The following is an 18,668-nucleotide window of genomic DNA, read 5'->3' as shown; positions in this document are numbered from 1 at the left end:
ACGGGCGCTTAGCGAGTTTGCCCGCAGGTTACATTGCACAAAAAACAGGTTATCGGACACAGTTCACCGCGAAAAGCTGACCAAATGCGGTGACTTTTTGACCGACGACACTACGAATGGTCACCCGCTCCCGGCAAGGAAATTTATGCGGAGGCCGCGAGCACCCGGGCGAAGGCGTCGGTATCGACGTTGCCACCGCCAAGTACAGTGCCGACACGCGCTCCAACCCCCAATGGCCGGGCCTTGCGATCCTGAAGCAGGCCGGCAAGACCGACAGCCCCGGCTCCTTCCGCTACATTGTGGGTGTCGGCGAAGTAGGCGCGCATGGCTGCCTCGACCTCGTCGTCGGAGACCTGAAGGACACGGTCGACCCCGGAAAGAACGACCTGAAGAGCCTCTTCGGTAGGCTTGCGGCAGGCGACCCCATCGGCGATACGGGTGGCCACGGCATGCTCCACCACTCGGCCCGCACCGTAGGAGAGGGCAAAGGCCGGAGCATGGCTCGAAACGACACCTACGACGCGGGTGCGGAGCCCGAGGGCATCCCGCACGGCGACCATGCCGCTGATGCCTGAGCCCATCCCAATGGGAACGTAGACGGTGTCAAGCTCGGGGGCCGCGGAAAGGAACTCCAATGAAGCCGTGGCGACTCCGGTAACCAGCAGGCGGTGGTAGCTGGGAACCCAGTGCCAGCCGTTCTCGCGCTCCAGCCGGACGGCATGCTCGAGCGCAGCCTGAAAATCGTCGCCCTCTTCAATCAGCTCTGCCCCCAGCTCCTGCATGGCGCGATTCTTCTCGACACTATTGCCACGCGGCACCACGATGACGGAGCGGATGGCGCTTCGGGTGGCAGCCAAGGCAATGGACTGGCCATGATTGCCGCGGGTCGCGGTGACGACCGTGGTTACGTCAGGACGTTCGCGCCGAAGCCAGTCCATATAGACAAGACCCCCACGAATCTTGAAAGCTCCGACGGGGGAGTGGTTCTCGTGCTTGACCCATACTTCCGCATTAGCTCGTTCGCTCAGCAGAGGCCACGTGTACTGCGGGGTCGCGGGCATCGTCTGGTAGACAAGCGCAGCCGCCCGCCGTATCTCTTCAAGAGTAGGAAGACCTTTCTCCATCACCGACTCCAAGTTTATGGTTAGCAATACGATGATGCGGACCGAAGTCCGGCTTCGAAAAGAGAGTCCGGCTCATCCAGCTTTACGAACTTCGACAAGGGTGGAGTAGAAGGTGGCTCCACCTCCGATATCCGTAAGCCGCTCGCTCGTAAGCGCATTGATATTCGAGCCATGGGGCGAGAGCTTGTTCCAGTCGAGGCGCGCAGCAACGACACCTGCACCCACATGGCCATTGACGTGGGCGCGCAGCCGGATCACGCCGCGCGCATTGAAGATCTCAACCTCATCGCCGCTTTGAATACCACGAGACGTGGCGTCAGAGGCATGCATCTCGAGAATGCCAGCTGTCTTCGCCTCCATGCGCTGGTGCACGGGGATATTGGCGAAGGTCGAGTTCATGTAGTTATCGGCCTTGCGCGGCAGGAACTCCAGAGGATATTCGCGCGCATTGGCACGCGACTCTGTCGGCGCTTTGAAAACAGGGACTGGGACAAGCTCCCCACGTCCGCTTGGCGTCCTGAACCATTCAGGTGTAGAGAACGGCAACACATCGCCATTCGCATTCTCGGGCATGGCGATACGAATGTGACCTTCACGCTCGAGCGTAGTGCGGGTGATACCTGCAAACCACGGCGCTCCGGTATCGATGGCCTGGTCGATCAGCTCGTCCTCGCGGTCATCGAAGCAGGCTTCGGGGAAGCCCATGCGCCGGCCAAGCTCTCCGAAGAGCCGGACGTTATTGCGTGCTTCGCCCAGCGGGGCGATAGCCTGCTCCGAAAGCTGCGCATAGAGATGCCCGTACGCGCCCTGCACGTCCTTCGTCTCCAAAAAGGTCGCTGCCGGAAGAACAATATCGGCGTAGTCGGTCGTGTCGGTAAAGAACTGCTCATGCACGACCGTAAAAAGATCCTCACGCCGCATGCCGCGCAATACATCGTTCTGGTTAGGCGCGACGGCTCCGGGGTTGGAGTTGTAGACAAAGAGCGCCTTCACCGGCGGGCCGCCGACTCCTGCATCATCGGTCGTCAGCGCTTCGCCGAGCTGGTTCATGTTGATGATGCGTGCATCGCGGCCAAGCGAGCTGGCCTGCATCAGCTCAGGCATCTGCAGTCTCGCGCTCTTAAAGGGGAACGTACCCGAAGTGGAGAGTTGCAGCCCGCCTCCCTTGTACTGCCACGAACCGGTCAGCAGAGGAAGCATTGCGACTGCGCGCGCCGCAGTGCCGCCGTTTTCGCTGCGCTGGATGCCATAGTTGAGGCGAATCGCTGCCGGACGGCTGCCGTTGCGCCCTGCAGTAGCGTAGGCGCGAGCGAAGCGCTCGATGATCGTGGCATCGATACCGGTGACGCCTGCAACGACCGCTGGAGAGTGCTCCGGCCGTAACACGTGCGCTTTGAGCTCAGCAAAACCGTGTGTGCAACTGTCAATGTATGTACTGTCTTCGAGGCCATCGCGCAGGATGACATGCATGATAGCCAGCGCAAGCGCAGTGTCTGTTCCGGGATGAATTGCGAGATGCTCGTCGGCAAGCGCGGCTGTACGCGTCTTGTAGGGATCGACGACGATCAGACGGGCGCCATGGCGGCGGGCCTCTTCAATAAAGGGCCACAGATGGATGTTGTTGCCATGGATATTCGCTCCCCAGGCAATGACAAGTCCTGAGTGGGCAAAATATTCAGGCGCAATGCCAAGCCGTATGCCATAGACGCTTAAGAGCGCAGCACCGCCAGCCGAGGAGCAGATAGTGCGATCAAGCTGCGAGGCGCCGAGGCGGTAGAAAAAGCGCCGATCCATCGAGCCATAGCCCAGCTGACCGATCGTACCGGCGTAGCTGTAGGGCAGGATGCTCTCAGGGCCATACTCGGCAGCGATCGTCGTGAGGCGGGCAGCAATCTCATCCAGCGCCTGATCCCACGTAATGCGCTCGAAGGCTTCTGCCTCACGGCCCTGCGGCAGAGGCCCTTTGGGAATGCCGGGCTTGCGGCGCATGGGGTAGAGCAGGCGATCGGGCGAATAGACGCGGTCGAGATACTTCGCCACCTTGCCGCAGAGGAAGCCGCGCGTCACCGGATGGGACGGGTCACCCTGAATCTTTGTGGCGCGGCCCGTAAGCTGATCGACGGTAACCAGCACACCGCAGGAGTCAGGGCAATCGTGCGAACAAACTGCGTGCACGGTGCGTGTCGATGCCCGTTCTTCGCTCATACATTCATTTTATGCCCGCGCCGACTTCTGCGGTATGCTCGGCGCATGCAGCAAAAACGATTCCCCACGACGCGACTCGAGGCCTTCTCCGACGGCGTGCTTGCCGTCATTATCACCATCATGGTGCTTGAGCTGAAAGTGCCACACGAGGCTGGCATTCCCGGTCTTCTTTCAATTGCACCGATGTTGTTTATCTACCTGCTGTCGTTCACATTTATTGCAATCTACTGGGTGAATCATCACCAGCTCATTGGCCGGGTCGAGCAGTGTGGTCACTGGGCGCTCTACGCCAACCTGGCGTTTCTTTTCGCGTCCTCACTGCTTCCCTTCTTCACCGCTTATGTGATCGAGAACGATATGAACTCGTTTTCCGTCGCCCTGTATGCGGCGTCGATGATCGTCACGGGCATTACCTTTTTTCTGCTCCGTCTCGCTATTCAGAGCCTGTTAAAAGAAACCGGCGATCTGAGCCAGGAAGATACGGCTACGCAGCGCAAGCACCTCGCGAGCCTGGTCTTGTATATCGCGGCGATTCCGCTGGCACACGTTCATCCGCGCATCGCTCTGGGCGTAATCTCGCTTGTAACCATCATTTGGATTGTGCCGACTGCATTCGCTGCGCCATGTCCCGACAAAACACCCCGCTAAAGGGTTAGCAGGCAGCGGAATCTGTTTTGTTAGAGTGAACCCAGATGCTCCGAGGTGCTGCTGTGTTCCTTCGTCCCGTTCTGCCTCTTCTTGCTGCCGCGTTGCTGACCGTTCCTGCATGGAGCCAGCAGCAACAGCTTACGACCGTACCGCAGCAGCAGCTTGACGTTGTCAAAGTGTTGCTGGCACAGGAAGCTGCATGGAACCGCGGCGATATTGAGGCGTTTGCTGAGAGCTATAAGGACTCGCCGGATACCCTATTCATCGCGGGAACGGTAAACCGGGGGTTTGCCGGAATAGCCGAAGGATACAAACGCGACTATCCCACAAAAGCCACGATGGGTACACTCGGTTTTTCAGAGCTGGAGGTACGACCGCTGGACGACCGCTTCGCCGTTGTCATCGGCAAGTATCACCTGGAGCGCGGCAAGAAGGACGGCGGCCCAGCTTCGGGCATCTTTTCGCTGATACTGGAAAAGACCGACAAAGGCTGGAAGATTATCGTCGATCACACAACCGGTTAACCGTGTTTGCATCACAAGCTGAATTTGCGAATCGTATAGAGCTGAAACAACCAGATCGAAAAGAAGGCAAAAATATGATCACAACACGTCGCCGTTTTCTTGCAACGGGAGCTGCTACAGCATTTGCATCCTTCGCACCACGAACCTTCTTTGGCCAGGAAACGAGCCTTCCGGAGATGCTGATCCAGGGGCGTGCCCAGGCTGCCACTGCGAAGATCACGACTCAAAAGCTGCGTGACAATCTGAATGTATTGATGGGCTCAGGCGGGAATATCGCCGTGCTTTCCGGGCCGCAGGGCAAGCTACTGGTGGATGCGGGTGTCTCGACGTCGCAACCGCAGATCACAGCGGCCCTCAGTGCCATCAGCGCCGATCCGGTGCAGCACCTGATCAACACACATTGGCATTGGGATCACACTGACGGCAATCCGTGGCTTCATCGCGCAGGAGCAACGATTATTGCGCATCGCAGAACACGCGAACGCCTGAGCACGCCGCAGACGATACAGCTCTTCAATGCCGTCTTTCCTCCGGTCCCGGAGGATGGGCGCCCAACGATGGTGTTTACAGACGCAGACGATCTAAAGCTGAATGGCGTGGCTATAGCCCTGAGCCACTACGATCCTGCGCATACAGATACAGATATCTCGGTCTATTTTGGCGACCTTGATGTGCTGCATGTCGGCGATACATGGTTCAGCGGGGCCTATCCGTTCTTTGACGCGTCGACGGGAGGACATATCGACGGCATGATCCGCGCCACAAAGAAGAGCCTGGAGATTGGCACCACCTCGACGATTGTTATTCCCGGTCACGGTCCAGTCGGCAAAAAGACCGACCTCGACGCGACGCTGGAGATGTTGACCACGCTTCGCGGCAAAATCGCTGACATTAAGAAGCAAGGCAAGACAGTAGAAGAGGCCGTTGCGCTGAAGCCGACCACCGCCTTCGACGCGAAATATGGAAACGGCTTTGTGAAGCCCGAGATGTTTGTGCGTCTTGTGTATCAGGGCGTTTAAAAATCAGAGGCCGCCAACAACTGGCGGCCTCTTCTAATCAATACCCTGTTCTGTCAGACGGTCATGACTTCCTTTTCCTTGGCTTTGAAAAGATCCTCGATGCGCTTGATCTCGGCATCGGTCAGCTGCTGCACCTCTTCGCTGGCGCGCTTCTCATCATCGGCAGAGATCAGCTTGTCCTTCGCGGCCTTCTTGATCTGATCGTTGCCATCGCGGCGAATATTGCGGATCGCCGTCTTATGATCTTCGAGTGTCTTCTGCAGCTGCTTGACCACCTCTTTGCGCCTCTCCTCTGTCATCGGAGGCACAGGCACACGCACCACCGTACCGTCGGACATGGGGTTGAGCCCCGTGCCGGAGGTACGGATCGCCTTCTCAATTGCCGAAACCATCGCCTTGTCATAGGGCTGCACAAGGATCATTGTCGGCTCCGGCGTCGACACCTGGCCAAGCTGCGCCACGGGAGTCTCCGTGCCGTAGTAGTCCACCTTTACCTGGTCGAGCATGTGCACATTGGCGCGTCCGGTACGTGCCGAGGCCAGATGCGCCCGAAAGTCTTCCACCGACTTCTCCATCCTCGACTTCAACTCCTGGTGGGTACCCTTCAATGCTGCAATCCCTGCCATTGCCGATGCCATAATCCTGCCGTCCTCATGCGCGGTTGCGCCAACGCTGATTCTAATGGAAAACACCGTCCAGCCAGAAGTTCGCCCAGCCCACGGAACGAGGATTTCGCGCAAACCGGTTCCCTCCATCGTTTGCCACGGCGATGGCGGCAGTTTAGGCTTACCCGCGTATGACGATACGTGCTGAAGTTGAAAAGCTACTGGGCCGCCTGGGAGTTCCCGCAGAGTCTTACACCGGAGGCAGCCTTGCGGTGCGCTCCCCCATCAACGGCGAAATAATCGCCAATGTGCGCACGACCAACGATGTCGACAAGATAATCGCCGAGGCGCACACGGCCTTTCTTGCATGGCGTGAGATTCCCGCGCCACGACGCGGTGAGCTGATTCGCCTGCTCGGAGAAGAGCTTCGTGCCGAGCGCGAGGCCTTGGGGACTCTGGTTACGCTCGAAGCAGGCAAGATCGTCTCCGAGGGATTAGGCGAGGTGCAGGAGATGATCGACATCTGCACCTTTGCGGCTGGCCTGTCGCGCCAGCTTGCCGGGCAAACCATTCCGTCAGAGCGTCCCCGGCACCGCATGATGGAGACGTGGCATCCACTCGGCGTCACCGGCGTCATCTCGGCCTTCAACTTTCCTGTCGCCGTATGGAGCTGGAACGCGGCACTCGCACTCGTCTGCGGAAACTCCATCGTGTGGAAGCCATCAGAAAAAACGCCGCTCACAGCATTGGCCACGCAGGCGATCTTCGAGCGAGCAGCAGCGAAATTCGGCAATGTTCCGGCCGGCCTGGCGTCATTGCTGATCGGCGATGCCGTCGTAGGCAAGACTTTGGTTGATTCTCCATTGGTGCCTCTTGTCTCGGCTACGGGATCGACAGCGATGGGACGCGCTGTCGGGCCTCGTCTGGCACAGCGCTTCGCACGCCAGATCCTGGAGCTTGGGGGCAACAACGCAGCGATTATCTGCCCCTCGGCCGATCTCGCACTTGCGCTCCGTGGAGTCGCTTTTGCAGCGATGGGAACGGCCGGCCAGCGCTGCACAACGCTGCGGCGGCTGATCGTGCATGATTCGGTCTACGATTCGTTCCTGTCACAACTGCGCAAGGTGTATGCGTCGGTCAGTATCGGCGACCCACGCACGGCAGGCACGTTGGTTGGCCCGCTCATCGATCAGCAGGCATTTGATGCAATGCAGTCTGCACTCACCAACGCGCGCTCCTCCGGTGCCAAAGTAGATGGTGGCGAACGTGTTAATGTAGCAGGCTGCTCGGACGGCTTCTACGTACGGCCCGCACTTGTCGAAATGACACAGCAGAACGACACGGTGCGCCATGAGACTTTTGCGCCGATTCTCTACATCCTGCGCTACAAGAACTTCGACGACGCCATCGCGCTGCATAACGATGTGCCGCAGGGGCTGTCGTCGGCCATCTTCACGATGGACATGCGTGAGGCCGAGCGGTTTCTCTCGGTTGCTGGATCGGACTGCGGCATTGCCAACGTCAACATCGGCACCTCAGGCGCCGAGATCGGCGGAGCCTTCGGCGGCGAGAAGGAGACAGGCGGCGGACGCGAGTCCGGCTCGGATGCCTGGAAGCAGTACATGCGCCGCGCCACCAACACCATCAACTACGGCACAGACCTCCCGCTGGCGCAAGGCGTCGTCTTCGATATCGACTAACCCACAGACGCCGCGCACAAATACAAAACGGCTGCCCTTTCGAGGCAGCCGCTTTTCGTTGCTCGAAGAAACTACTCGCGGAAGGTAGACTTTCGCCCAGCCAGCTTGCCATCCATATCGGCGAGCACGTACGCGACGACAGAAAGCATCGCCGTATTCTTCCTGAACGAATCCGGGTCCACCTTGTCGAGCGTATCGGCCTCAGTATGGTGCCAGTCAAAGTAGTGTTCCCCAACCGTGCGTGGGCTGAGCGATGGAACTCCGTCCGCCGTAATCGGCCCGATGTCCGAGCCGCCGCCACCCGGCGAGACCGTATCGGTACCAATCGCTCCCAACAGTGAGACGATGTCCTGCAGCGTGGCGAACGACTTCTGCTCCTCAGGCGAGAGCGAACTCGGGTCGAAGCTTGGACGCGCAGCAGGTGCAGCTCCCGGAGTGGGAGGCTGTGGCCGCCGTGGGCCGCCAAAACCACCATAGCCGATACCCAGCGGCTTCTCTGCTCCACCGTCCATCTCAATCGCAGCTACCTGATCACCGATCTTGTCGCCGATCCACTCACGATAAGCGCGGCCGCCAGCTCCGCCATTCTCTTCATTCACCCAGAAGACGACGCGGATGGTGCGCTTCGGCTTCAGTCCCAGCTTATGAATCAGCGAGACAGCTTCGAAGGTCGCCATAATACCCGAGCCGTCGTCCTGTGCTCCCTGGCCGACATCCCACGAATCGATGTGTCCGCCGAGCACAACCACCTGCTCCGGATGCTCCGAGCCGACGATCTCTCCAATGACATTGCCGGCCTTCACGTCAAGCTCCATATGCGCGGCCATTTCAAGATGCACCGTGACCGGACCTTCTTTGGTAAGCCGCTCAATCAACAATGCATCCTCAACACTGATCGCCGCAGAGGGCACCTTCGGCTGTTTCTCGTCATAACGCAGCGTGCCGGTATGCGGCGTCTGCAACGCCAAACCGGTCGCGGAACGCACAAGCACCGCTGCCGCTCCCCGTGCTGCAGCGCGCGACGGACCTCCCGTACGATACATCGACCCCACACCGTAGCCATGCCATCCGGGGTTGAAGACGACAACCTTCCCCTTCACCTCGGCGTCGGGCAGCTTGTCCAGTTCCTCAAAGGTATGCACGAAAACCACGGGTGCCGTGATACCTCCCTTCGGCGTACCGACACTCATGCCCAGGCCAAGCATGTGCAGCGGCTTCACAATCGTGCCTGCCTCTCCCTTGTAGGTGATCGTCGCGGACTCCGCGCCACGCACCCAGTGCGGCACATTGACCGGCTGCACGTGGACATTCTCAAGACCGGCCTTCTTCATCAGCGCGGCACCCCACTCAACAGCCGTATTCAACTGCGGAGTGCCGCTGAGACGTTTGCCGATGTGGTCGGTCAGGTACGCCAGCGCGGCATAGCCATCGTCATCGGCCAACGCAGCCTGAATAATCTTGTCGGCGTCCGTCTTATACTTCGCAGCCAATGGGCCGGGAGCGGCAGGCAGCGCGACCGGACGCTCACCGGGAGCACCCATCTGAGCAAAACACACCTGCGTCGCAAGCAAGGCGGTCGATGCAACAACAGCAGCAAAACGCTTCATCGTAGAACTCTCCTGATCGTTTGAGTGGCCAAAGCAGCCGTAACAAAGTGCAGGCTGAGAGTGGTTTCGCACTCTCAGCCTGCACAACGTGTTGTTATTGACAGATCATTGCGATTAGAAAACGATCTTCGCCGCAAACTGTACATTGAACGGCTCGCCTGAACCAAGTCCAGGAGCGCCAGCGTTATCACCAACGGTTGTAGTGGCACGGCCAAAGTTCGTCGAGCCGAAGCTGCCGCTTACGGGAGCAAGGTTCAACCGGTTGAAGATGTTGAACATCTCCGCGCGAAGTTGAAGCTTGACGTTCTCGTAAAGCGTCGTATTCTTCACCAGCGAAGCATCCACCGTCCCGAAGCCAGGTCCGTAGACCGAGCCACGCGGAGTCGGACTAAAAGTACCGGCTGCAGGCAGCGTATAGGCGGCCTGTGAAAACCACTGAACATAACCGGCACCGGAGGAGTTGCGCGTGAAGGTGCGATTGCTGGTATTCGGATTTGCAATCTGCGTCGCACGATCCTGTTTCTCTCCCGTACCACTATTGTTGCTGCTGGTCTTCGGCGTAACAGGTTTGCCCGTGAAGAAGGTGAGGAAGCTATTCACCTCCCAGCCCTGCGTTAGCGGCTTGAAGCTGCCGAAGGTTGGGATCTCATAGACGATATAACCGTTGAAGGTATGCCGCGTATCAAAATCCGCATTTCCATATTCACCGGCAAGATTGCGTGAATCCTGCGGCGAGAGGTTACGGGTTCCCGACACGTTATCCAGTCCGTGGCCATAGGTGTAAGAACCCTGTGCCGTAAGGCCGTGGAAACCGCTGGTGCGAATCATTGCTTGCAGCGAGCTATAGTTGGACCCTGCGCTGGACTCAAACTGATTGATCGCAGCAAAGGTGGGAAACTTGCTGAAGTAGGGCCGCGAGTATTGCAACGCCGTAACGCAGTTCGTCGACGAGCCGCACGGTGCACCAGTGCTGGCGTTGACGGATGTGTTGGGAGAAGCTGACGGCGCAGCCTGGTTGATATCGCGCACATTGAACAGATGGCGGCCAACTGAACCGACATAGCCGAGCTGCACGATGGTGCTGCGGCTTAACTGATACTCCGTGTTGAGGTTGAAGTTTTGCAGGTAAGCATTCTTGAAGCTCGGCGAAACCGTCGAAACACCGAAGATTGCACCTGACGTCGGCGACGACGGTAAAGGATCGACGCCAGTGGCGATCACAAATGGAGTGTTTTTCGAAACCGTAAAGACAGGATTCGGACCTGCATCGTTGGCTTGAACACCGACAGATGCTCCATTGCCAGGACGGTTGTCAAAGAAGCCGTTCAGGTTCGGCAGATCGAAGAACAGCCCATACGTTCCACGAACAACCAGCTTTTCTGTGACCTTCTGACTGAAGCCGAAACGTGGCGAAACGTTGGTATAACGGCGTGGATAAAGAGTGGAGATGTCCGCCCCGACGACCGAGTATCCGCTCGTGGAGTTCGGATTGAAGTTCGAGAGCGTTCCGTTCGTTGTGTAAACAGGACCGGAGTAGTCCCAGCGAACACCGTAGTTCAACGTGAGTGACGGCAGAAGCTGGTATTGGTCCTGCGCGAAGATATCCCACTGGTTGACCCACACATCGCGCTGCAGCGTACCACGGACGATCGTGCCGGTCGCTGCATAGCCTGCAAGGAAATCCGCCAGAGAACGAACGGACTGATCCGTCGGACTCGATTCCAACGATGTGTCCAGGTAATACGGTGTGCTCGAGCCAGTTGCCAGCGACTTCGACGACTGGCCATCGAAGGTAAAGCCGCCACGGACGTTGCGCTGGTAGAGCAGATTCATATAGTTTCTGCGGAACTCACCGCCAAAACGGAACTGGTGCTTGCCAATGATGTAGGTCGCCGTATCGGTGACATGGCCGGTGTAGTCCTGACGGCCAAGCGGAGGCGTTACGCCGATCGAATCGAAGTTGGCATTCGGAAAGCTGATGGACGGAGCGCCGAAGAGCGCAGGATTGGTAACGCTGGTATTCAAACCAAGCGCTGGGATGTTCTGATTGTGGACGTTGTCGTTGAAGGTCTGCCCGAAGTAATTGATACCGACCAGAGCCTGGTTCGACAGCTGATTAGAGATCGCCCAGTTATGCGTAACGGCATAGTTGTGTACGTGCGTTGGAGCAAGCTGGTAATACTCCCAGATGTTGACGCCCGCATTGCCAAGCTGCCGCCCCGAACCGATAAAGGCTCGCGCCGAAAGCGTCTGTCGCGAGTTGATGTTCCAGTCGATCTTGCCAACGGCATTGTCGCTGTATCCCGTCTGCGGACGCGAATCGGTGAAGTTGTTCACCGTTGCAGGACCTGGCTTGTTGCCCTGCGGCCACAAGGCCGTCAACAGATTCAGCGAGGTTTGGCTGACCGGGACATTGTGGTTATTCAGCAGAGTGGTCGCCTTGGCAACCCAGTCAACTGTTGGTTCCGTCGCCGCCGACTGCGCACCGATGATGTACTTCTGATGCTCGTAGTTCAGGAAGAAGAAGAGCTTGTCGTGAATCACCGGACCGCCAAGCGAACCGCCCCACTGGTTGTTGCGGATCTTCGGCTTGCGTGCCGAAGGAGCAAGGAAGTCGCTCTTCGCAGCGAAGTACTCATTGCGGAAAAAATAGTAGGCGCTGCCGTGGAACTTATTCGTTCCGCTCTTGACGACCATGTTGATCAGGCCGCCACCATTGCGTCCCACCTCGGCATTTCCCTGCGACTGAACCGAGAACTGATCGATCGCCTCAATTGGAAGAGTCACACCGGCGACACCGGAGACGCCGCCCTGGTTCGCGCCCACCGAGTTATGGAAAATGTCGTTGTTATCGACGCCATCGATCTGCCAGTTGTTCTGGTTTGTACGGGCCCCGTTCACGGAGCCAGCGCCGTTATAGCCGGGAGTGATCTTGATCAGCTGCGTAAAATCGCGTCCGTTCAGCGGAATGTTCGCCACGGCCTGTCCGGGAACAATCGCGGTATTCGTTGTCGAAAGCGTATCCACAGCGACGGCGTCGGCACTCACATCCACCTGCTCGGTTGCTGATGCAACACTGAGCTTGATGTCGAGCGCATAGACCTGACCGGCGCCTACAACAATCTTTTCGACTCGCCGAGTTGCAAATCCTTGTGAGGAAACCTCAATCGAGTAGTTGCCCAGCGGAATATCCTGAAAGGTGTAATCGCCCGAGCTGGTCGTGGCCATCTCGCGTTTGAAGCCGGTATCTGTACCGGTAAGCAAAACCCTTGCTCCGGGAACCGCTGCACCGCTTGCATCCTGCACTGTTCCCGCGATACCGCCGCGGAAAGTCTGGGCTCCCAGGTACGGCGTCATCGCAGACACCAGCACCAAAAGGAAGAGATAGATATACCTCGGAAGGTACTTCATAGGTAGGGCTCTCCTATTTATTCAGTTGGAAAAGGAACAAGACTAAGACTCAGACTTGGGGTCTCAGTTATGCGGACAGACGCTCGGTACCCCAACAACAGGAGGGGCAACAGACTACATCATCATGGATGTACTGGAACCGGGTCATTTGTATACCGTGTTGTTTGAATGTACTGAATAAGGCGTGGTCTGACAAGCTCAATGTGAGCTTCTTTCGAAGCAGATGAATGAATGAACCCTCATAATTTCTCGAAATGCTGGTACGGTTACACTTCCCGCTTCGTCCATACTCTATCGATCAAAGCAATCATCTGTGATCGGAGTAGCATCGTAAATAGAGACAAACGCAGGCTCAGACGGCCGAGTCCGCAGATTGAAGCACAGCAACAATCGGACCATCCGCTTATGCCGAGCCTACGTTTTACCCGCCACATCCTACGAGCCGTTGCGTTTGCTTCTGCTCTCGCTTTTTCCATCGCTGTACCTGCGCAAACATTGGCTCGCCCCGGATGGGCAGGTTCTGGTATGACCTCAGCACCGTGGTGGAAACACAGCGTCATCTACCAGGCCGATCCTCGCGGTTTCGACGGCCTGCATTCGCTCGCCACGCATCTCGACTACATCCATTCCATCGGAGTCGACGCGCTGTTGCTCACTCCACTCAGCAACAATGTCACACAGGCGATCGATCCGGCACTCGGAACGCTCGATGATTTCGATGAGATCGTTCGCAATGCCAGTCAATTCAATATCCGCGTGCTGGTCCAGCTCGATCCCCACGCCGCCGATCTCAACGCAACCTCGCGACTCTGGCTCGCTCACGGCGTTGCCGGTTTCTACATCCCAGGAGCATCTTCAGCGCAACTCGCTGAAGTGCGTCGCGCCGCTAGCAGCTTCGCAGGACAGCGCATCGTCATCTCCGACCTCGCCTCAATCGACGCGCAGGCGCGAGGCTCCGACGCTTCGCAGCTCGTAGCCGATGGACGCGCAGGAACCCAGGAAAAATTCACCGCATCGGCAGTGCGCCCCGCTCTCGAAGCCACGCAACAGTTGGCTGATCAGGGTCGCAGCATCCCGCTGCTCTTCTCCGATGCGCCCGCGCTCAAACGCAGCATCGAACGCTATGGCGACAGCACACACAACGTCGAAATCGCAAAACAGGTCGCCACCATGCTGTTAACGACACGCGCCGCGACCATGCTCTTCTACAGTCAGGAGCTTGGCCTGACAGGTTCAACGCAAGACGACTCCAAAGTCTTCTTTGATGAGCCGAAGAAAGGCCAACAGCCGGCTCCAGGAAGCGTAGCCGCAGGCAACGCCAGTCCTGCATCGCTGCTGAACTGGTACCGCCAGCTCAGCGCGCTGACACACAGCAATCGCACGATCAGCTCCGGCGCGATGATGACACTCAATCACGACGACCAGAACGTCCTCGCGTGGGTTCGCAAACCGCAGGCTGTGTCACCCGCTACACCAGCAATCGTTGTCGTCGAGAATCTCTCTGCGCAACCGGTCACCATCTCGCTGAAGGCTGACATCCAGCGCTTACGGCTCAAGGGAAGCTTTCTCCGCACCGTACTGCGCTCCGACAACGCTATGGGTGGCATGCATCTGGACGGCATGACGCTACCACCTTTCGGCGTCTTCATCGGAGAGCTTCGCTACTAATCCTGCTCCGCCTCAGCCAGCACCTCGGCCAGATGCTTCGGTCGTGCATCCGTATTCTGCGTAATCTGTTCGCAACAGCTGAAGCCGTCCGAAACAATGATGGCGTTCTTGTTCTTACGCACAGCCGGCAGCAGCACACGGTCGCCCAGCGTCTGCGAGATCTCGTATTTATCCTCTTCGAATCCAAACGGCCCCGCCATGCCGCAGCAGCCGGAATCCAGCAGCTCCACCTCAGCCCCAGTCGCACGCAGCACCTTCACCTCATCCGCCATGCCAGGGCCGGACTTGTGATGGCAGTGCCCATGCAGAACAATCTTGCCTTCAATCTTCGGCGGCTCATATTCCGGTGCATAACGCACAAGAAATTCGCTTAGCAGAAAGATCTGCGATCGCAGCTTCGCAGCCCTTGGATCGTTCGGAAACAGATTCACCAGCTCATCGCGAAAGACCGTAGCACAGCTCGGTTCCAGTACAACAACCGGTGTGCCTGCTTCAATCTCAGCGGTCAGCGCATCCATTACCTTCACCAGATACTTCTTGGCCGTATCCAACAGGCCGAAGTCGTACAGCGGACGACCGCAGCACAGATGATGATTCGGTAGAGTAACGCGAAAACCCGCCGTCGTCAGCACCTGATGTGCCGCACGCATTGTCGCTGGATGGAAGTAGTTGTTGAAGGTATCGGCCCATAGAAAAACCTTCGGCGCATCCGCCGGAAGCGGCTCCCTGCGATCGCCACGCCTGCGCCGCGCATCGCGAGCCATCCGGCGATCCGGCGTAAACGCCTTGGCAAACTTCGGAAAACTGCGGCTGGGATGAATATGCAACACACGCTTGATCAGGCTCGAAATCCCCGGAGCATTGTTGATCGCGTTCACAATCCCCGGAGCAATCGACGCCAGCCTCGCCCACTGGTCGATACGCCCAAACGCATAGTGCGCCAGCGGCCGCGTGTGATGCTCGTAATGATGTGACAGAAACTCAGCCTTGTACGTCGCCATGTCCACGCTCACGGGACACTCGCTCTTACACGCCTTGCACGAGAGACACAGGTCCAGCGATTCCCGCACCTGTTCGTTCGCCCAATCGTTCGGCAACACCTCGCGCTGCATCAGCTCCCACAGCAGATGCGCTCGCCCACGCGTCGAGTGCTGCTCTTCGCCCGTCGCCATGTAACTCGGACACATCGTGCCTGCATCGGCCTTGCGACACGCACCCACGCCAACACATCGCAGCGTGGCACGAGCGAATGAACCATTGTCCTCCGCAAAAGCGAAGTGCGTCTTCGGCTCCCAGGGCTTGTAGTCCACGCCCAGCCGCAGGTCCTCGTGAATCTCATGAGGATCAATCAGCTTATGTGGGTTCAGCTTATAGTCCGGATCAAAAAGCCGTTTGAACTTGCGGAAAGCCTCGATCAGCTCCGGCCCAAACATCTTCGGCAGCAGAGCACCACGTGCTTGCCCATCGCCGTGCTCGCCCGAGAGCGAGCCGCCGTGCGCCAGAGCGATGTCTGCAGCCTTGTCCATGAACTCGCGGAAGTTGAGAATGCCCTGCGGCGTCTCCAGGTCGAAGCTCAACCGCATATGCACGCAACCCTGTCCGAAGTGGCCGTACATCGGAGCCCAGTAGTCATACTCCTGCATCAACGCAAAGATGGCGCGCAGGTACGAGCCAAGCTGCTCCGGCGAAACCGCCGCGTCCTCCCACCCCTCCCAGCCGGTGCGCTTGCCCGGCACGAAGGAAGTTGCTCCCAGACCCGACTCTCGAATAGCCCAGACGCGATGCGCCTCATCGTGGTTATAGATGCGCGACTCCGCTGCATATTCAAAGGCAGCCGCAAACGCACGCGCCTTCTCATCGGCTTCAACCTGTGAGTTGCCGCCGAACTCAACCAGCAGAAATCCCCGCCCCTCCGGCAGCAGGGGAATATCGTTCAGCGCCTTCTGCTTTGAGCGCAGTGAATCGAGCAGCAGCCCATCCATGCCCTCCAATCCGATCGGCTTGAATTTCAGTACCGCCGGGACATGATCCGCCGCAACAAAAACATCCTCAAAGCCAACTCCCACCAGCGTACGGAACTGCGGACTCTCCACTAGGTTCAGCGTCGCTCCAAGAATGATTGCGCAGGTGCCCTCACTGCCCACCAGCGCGCGAGCCACGTTGAAACTGTTCTCCGGCAGCAGTTCATCCAGGTTGTAACCGGAGACACGCCGCGGAATATTTGGGAACTTCTGCCGGACGAGATCAGCATAGCGATCTCGAATCTCCTTCAGCCCCGCATACAGGCCGCCCACGCGGCCACCGGCAGCAATCTTCTGTTGCAGATCCTCATCGCTCGTCACACCCACCGTCATCCGCGTACCGTCGTACAGCAAAATATCGAGCGAATGGATGTTGTCCACCGTCTTGCCGCCCATCAGCGCATGCACACCGCAGGAGTTGTTGCCGATCATGCCGCCAATCGTGCAGCGACTGTGCGTTGCCGGATCAGGCGCATACGTGAGGGCGAACTTCTCCGCTGCCTCGCGCACGCGGTCCAGCACAATACCGGGCTGTACATGGACGGTGCGGCTCACCGGGTCCACCGGTCCCATCTTGTTCATGTACTTCGAGAAGTCGAGAATCACCGCCGCATTCGTCGTCTGCCCGGCCAGCGACGTTCCGCCACCACGCGACAACACCGGCGCACCAAACTCACGACAGACAGCCACCGTTGCAATCACATCCTCTTCGTCCAGTGGAACCACCAGGCCGATAGGAATATGCCTGTAATTTGAGGCGTCTGTCGCATACAGCGCGCGCGAAGCAGCATCGAAACGTACCTCGCCACGAATCTTCTGCTTCAGCGCCTGTTCCAGCGCTGCAGCACCGTCAAACTGGTCATGCGCCCGCGCATGCGAGCTGGGAAGAAGCACAAAGGGTGAGGCGGATGCGGAAGTCGTGGTCGTGGACAACTGGACTATCTCTTTTCGTCGTTTTGTCTCATGCTACTGCGCGCGTGGCAGGATTGACACCTGCCCAACCCGGCATCTGGACAAATTTTGCTAATGAAGCTACTGCTTTACGTCCGCGGCAGTCGGTTTCGTGCTCGCCGTCATCTTGAAGATCGCCTGCGCATTCGAGCTGTCAAAACTCAGGTCAAGCGGCCGCTTTCCATCTTTCTCGGGCATGTGCAGTCGCGTGATGAACTCATAGAACGAGCCCGGCACCTCTTTCTGAATCATGCTGCCATCCGCACAACGGAAGCTGCGCTGTACCCGCGCCGCCTGAAACGCCGTCTGCCGTACCCGGCCCGACTGAGACGTCTCCACCGATTCCTTGATCGGCTGTTTCAATGCCTTCAACTCATCAGACAGCTTGTCGACATCCTCCACACGATCCGTCGCATGATTGAAGGCATTCCCCTCGGTTGAAATCCATGCCATCTCCGGCGATTCAGCCTGCAGTACCTGGTAGTCGGCCAGCGCCGGATCGTCATGCTGCCGGTCGAAGACCTTCACCAGCACCGGCAACAGCTCCTGCGCCTCTTCCAATGACAGGCTGCGCTCCTTCTCCAGCTTCTTCAGCAGCTCGACAGCCTCCGGCGTCACTGGATCTTTCGAGGTCGACGTCACACGCTTCACCGCAGCTTGAAAGTCTGGCGAGAACCGCTCCGCATGCAGCTCGCTGATAAAGAACTGCGCAATCTCCTCCGGATAATCGGCCTGCGCATACGAGCGGCCCGTCATACGCAGCCTCTCCAGCGGATACACCCCATTCAGCCCATACCCCAACGGTCGCAGGATGCGCACAATCGCCTCCTGTCCTGCCGGCAGCGCACCCATTCCCTGCAACGCTACCGTGCGCACTGCGCCATGATCGTGCATCACCGTACGCCCCTGCGCGACACAGCGGTCCACATAGAGTGTTGCCGCTGGCACGCGATGCAGCAGGTCTTCAAACAACAGCATGTTCAACGCCTGCGCCAGCACCGCGCGCGAAACACGAGGTCCCGGATCACCTGTCAGATCCTGATGAATCACCAACACACGGAAAAGGCGGGCGCAACGCTCCTGCCCCGCCAGCGACTCCAGTAGTTGCCACAACACGCCGTCCTGCGATCTCATCAGCCAACTCCTTACACTTCAGACGTACACCGCCCCAATACGCCGAGCGAC

General features: G+C 58.4%; 12 protein-coding genes. 5 read left to right on the top strand and 7 right to left on the bottom strand.

The genetic code is table 11. The features are described 5' to 3' along the window. Positions 1-143: 143 nt before the first annotated feature. Together KFE13_RS12275 and KFE13_RS12270 are read right to left on the bottom strand one after the other, a co-directional pair. Complete coding sequence (locus KFE13_RS12275; protein WP_260703408.1) at positions 144-1,124, bottom strand: threonine dehydratase; 981 nt, start codon at positions 1,122-1,124, stop codon at positions 144-146. 72 nt (positions 1,125-1,196) lie between these two features. After that, on the bottom strand, positions 1,197-3,329 hold the full coding sequence (locus KFE13_RS12270) for a molybdopterin-containing oxidoreductase family protein (RefSeq protein ID WP_260703407.1): 2,133 nt from the start codon (positions 3,327-3,329) through the stop codon (positions 1,197-1,199). A gap of 45 nt (positions 3,330-3,374) precedes the next feature. On the opposite strand from KFE13_RS12270, the gene KFE13_RS12265 reads away from it, so the two are divergent. The 3 genes from KFE13_RS12265 (at position 3,375) to KFE13_RS12255 (ending at position 5,520) form a co-directional block, all read left to right on the top strand. Continuing rightward, positions 3,375-3,977: a TMEM175 family protein gene (locus KFE13_RS12265; RefSeq protein WP_260703406.1), complete on the top strand. Its 603-nt coding sequence runs from the start codon at positions 3,375-3,377 to the stop codon at positions 3,975-3,977. 44 nt (positions 3,978-4,021) lie between these two features. After that, positions 4,022-4,501: a YybH family protein gene (locus KFE13_RS12260; RefSeq protein WP_260703405.1), complete on the top strand. Its 480-nt coding sequence runs from the start codon at positions 4,022-4,024 to the stop codon at positions 4,499-4,501. A gap of 74 nt (positions 4,502-4,575) precedes the next feature. Further along, a complete protein-coding gene (locus KFE13_RS12255) occupies positions 4,576-5,520 on the top strand; it encodes an MBL fold metallo-hydrolase (RefSeq protein WP_260703404.1) in 945 nt (314 codons plus the stop codon). A gap of 53 nt (positions 5,521-5,573) precedes the next feature. On the opposite strand, the gene frr is transcribed toward KFE13_RS12255, so the two are convergent. Next, a complete protein-coding gene (frr, locus tag KFE13_RS12250; protein WP_260706950.1) occupies positions 5,574-6,158 on the bottom strand; it encodes a ribosome recycling factor in 585 nt (194 codons plus the stop codon). 158 nt (positions 6,159-6,316) lie between these two features. Here frr and amaB point away from each other — a divergent pair, with 158 nt between their 5' ends. Continuing rightward, complete coding sequence (gene amaB / locus KFE13_RS12245; RefSeq protein ID WP_260703403.1) at positions 6,317-7,825, top strand: L-piperidine-6-carboxylate dehydrogenase; 1,509 nt, start codon at positions 6,317-6,319, stop codon at positions 7,823-7,825. 71 nt (positions 7,826-7,896) lie between these two features. On the opposite strand, the gene KFE13_RS12240 is transcribed toward amaB, so the two are convergent. Beyond that, positions 7,897-9,432, bottom strand: coding sequence for a M20/M25/M40 family metallo-hydrolase (locus tag KFE13_RS12240; protein ID WP_260703402.1), 1,536 nt, complete (start codon positions 9,430-9,432; stop codon positions 7,897-7,899). 114 nt (positions 9,433-9,546) lie between these two features. Further along, complete coding sequence (locus KFE13_RS12235; protein ID WP_260703401.1) at positions 9,547-12,843, bottom strand: TonB-dependent receptor; 3,297 nt, start codon at positions 12,841-12,843, stop codon at positions 9,547-9,549. Positions 12,844-13,368: 525 nt separating this feature from the next. Between KFE13_RS12235 and KFE13_RS12230 the strand changes: the two genes are divergently transcribed. Continuing rightward, positions 13,369-14,511 (top strand): alpha-amylase family glycosyl hydrolase, encoded by a 1,143-nt coding sequence (locus KFE13_RS12230; protein WP_260703400.1) that lies wholly within the window; start codon positions 13,369-13,371, stop codon positions 14,509-14,511. Here the strand turns inward: KFE13_RS12230 and KFE13_RS12225 are convergent. Together KFE13_RS12225 and KFE13_RS12220 are read right to left on the bottom strand one after the other, a co-directional pair. After that, complete coding sequence (locus KFE13_RS12225; RefSeq protein WP_260703399.1) at positions 14,508-17,465, bottom strand: FAD-binding and (Fe-S)-binding domain-containing protein; 2,958 nt, start codon at positions 17,463-17,465, stop codon at positions 14,508-14,510. The genes KFE13_RS12230 and KFE13_RS12225 overlap by 4 nt on opposite strands. A gap of 99 nt (positions 17,466-17,564) precedes the next feature. Then, complete coding sequence (locus tag KFE13_RS12220) at positions 17,565-18,617, bottom strand: DUF1338 domain-containing protein (RefSeq protein ID WP_260703398.1); 1,053 nt, start codon at positions 18,615-18,617, stop codon at positions 17,565-17,567. Positions 18,618-18,668: the final 51 nt, after the last annotated feature.

Source organism: Edaphobacter flagellatus (assembly GCF_025264665.1).
GTDB lineage: Bacteria > Acidobacteriota > Terriglobia > Terriglobales > Acidobacteriaceae > Edaphobacter > Edaphobacter flagellatus.
The sequence above is the reverse complement of the archived record's forward strand: the minus strand, read 5'-3'. Positions and strand labels throughout refer to the sequence as shown.

Coding starts and splice junctions, on each gene's coding strand:
- KFE13_RS12275 (WP_260703408.1), bottom strand. CDS start 1,124: ATGGAGAAAGGTCTTCCTACTCTTGAAGAGATACGGCGGGCGGCTGCG.
- KFE13_RS12270 (WP_260703407.1), bottom strand. CDS start 3,329: ATGAGCGAAGAACGGGCATCGACACGCACCGTGCACGCAGTTTGTTCG.
- KFE13_RS12265 (WP_260703406.1), top strand. CDS start 3,375: ATGCAGCAAAAACGATTCCCCACGACGCGACTCGAGGCCTTCTCCGAC.
- KFE13_RS12260 (WP_260703405.1), top strand. CDS start 4,022: ATGCTCCGAGGTGCTGCTGTGTTCCTTCGTCCCGTTCTGCCTCTTCTT.
- KFE13_RS12255 (WP_260703404.1), top strand. CDS start 4,576: ATGATCACAACACGTCGCCGTTTTCTTGCAACGGGAGCTGCTACAGCA.
- frr (WP_260706950.1), bottom strand. CDS start 6,158: ATGGCATCGGCAATGGCAGGGATTGCAGCATTGAAGGGTACCCACCAG.
- amaB (WP_260703403.1), top strand. CDS start 6,317: ATGACGATACGTGCTGAAGTTGAAAAGCTACTGGGCCGCCTGGGAGTT.
- KFE13_RS12240 (WP_260703402.1), bottom strand. CDS start 9,432: ATGAAGCGTTTTGCTGCTGTTGTTGCATCGACCGCCTTGCTTGCGACG.
- KFE13_RS12235 (WP_260703401.1), bottom strand. CDS start 12,843: ATGAAGTACCTTCCGAGGTATATCTATCTCTTCCTTTTGGTGCTGGTG.
- KFE13_RS12230 (WP_260703400.1), top strand. CDS start 13,369: ATGACCTCAGCACCGTGGTGGAAACACAGCGTCATCTACCAGGCCGAT.
- KFE13_RS12220 (WP_260703398.1), bottom strand. CDS start 18,617: ATGAGATCGCAGGACGGCGTGTTGTGGCAACTACTGGAGTCGCTGGCG.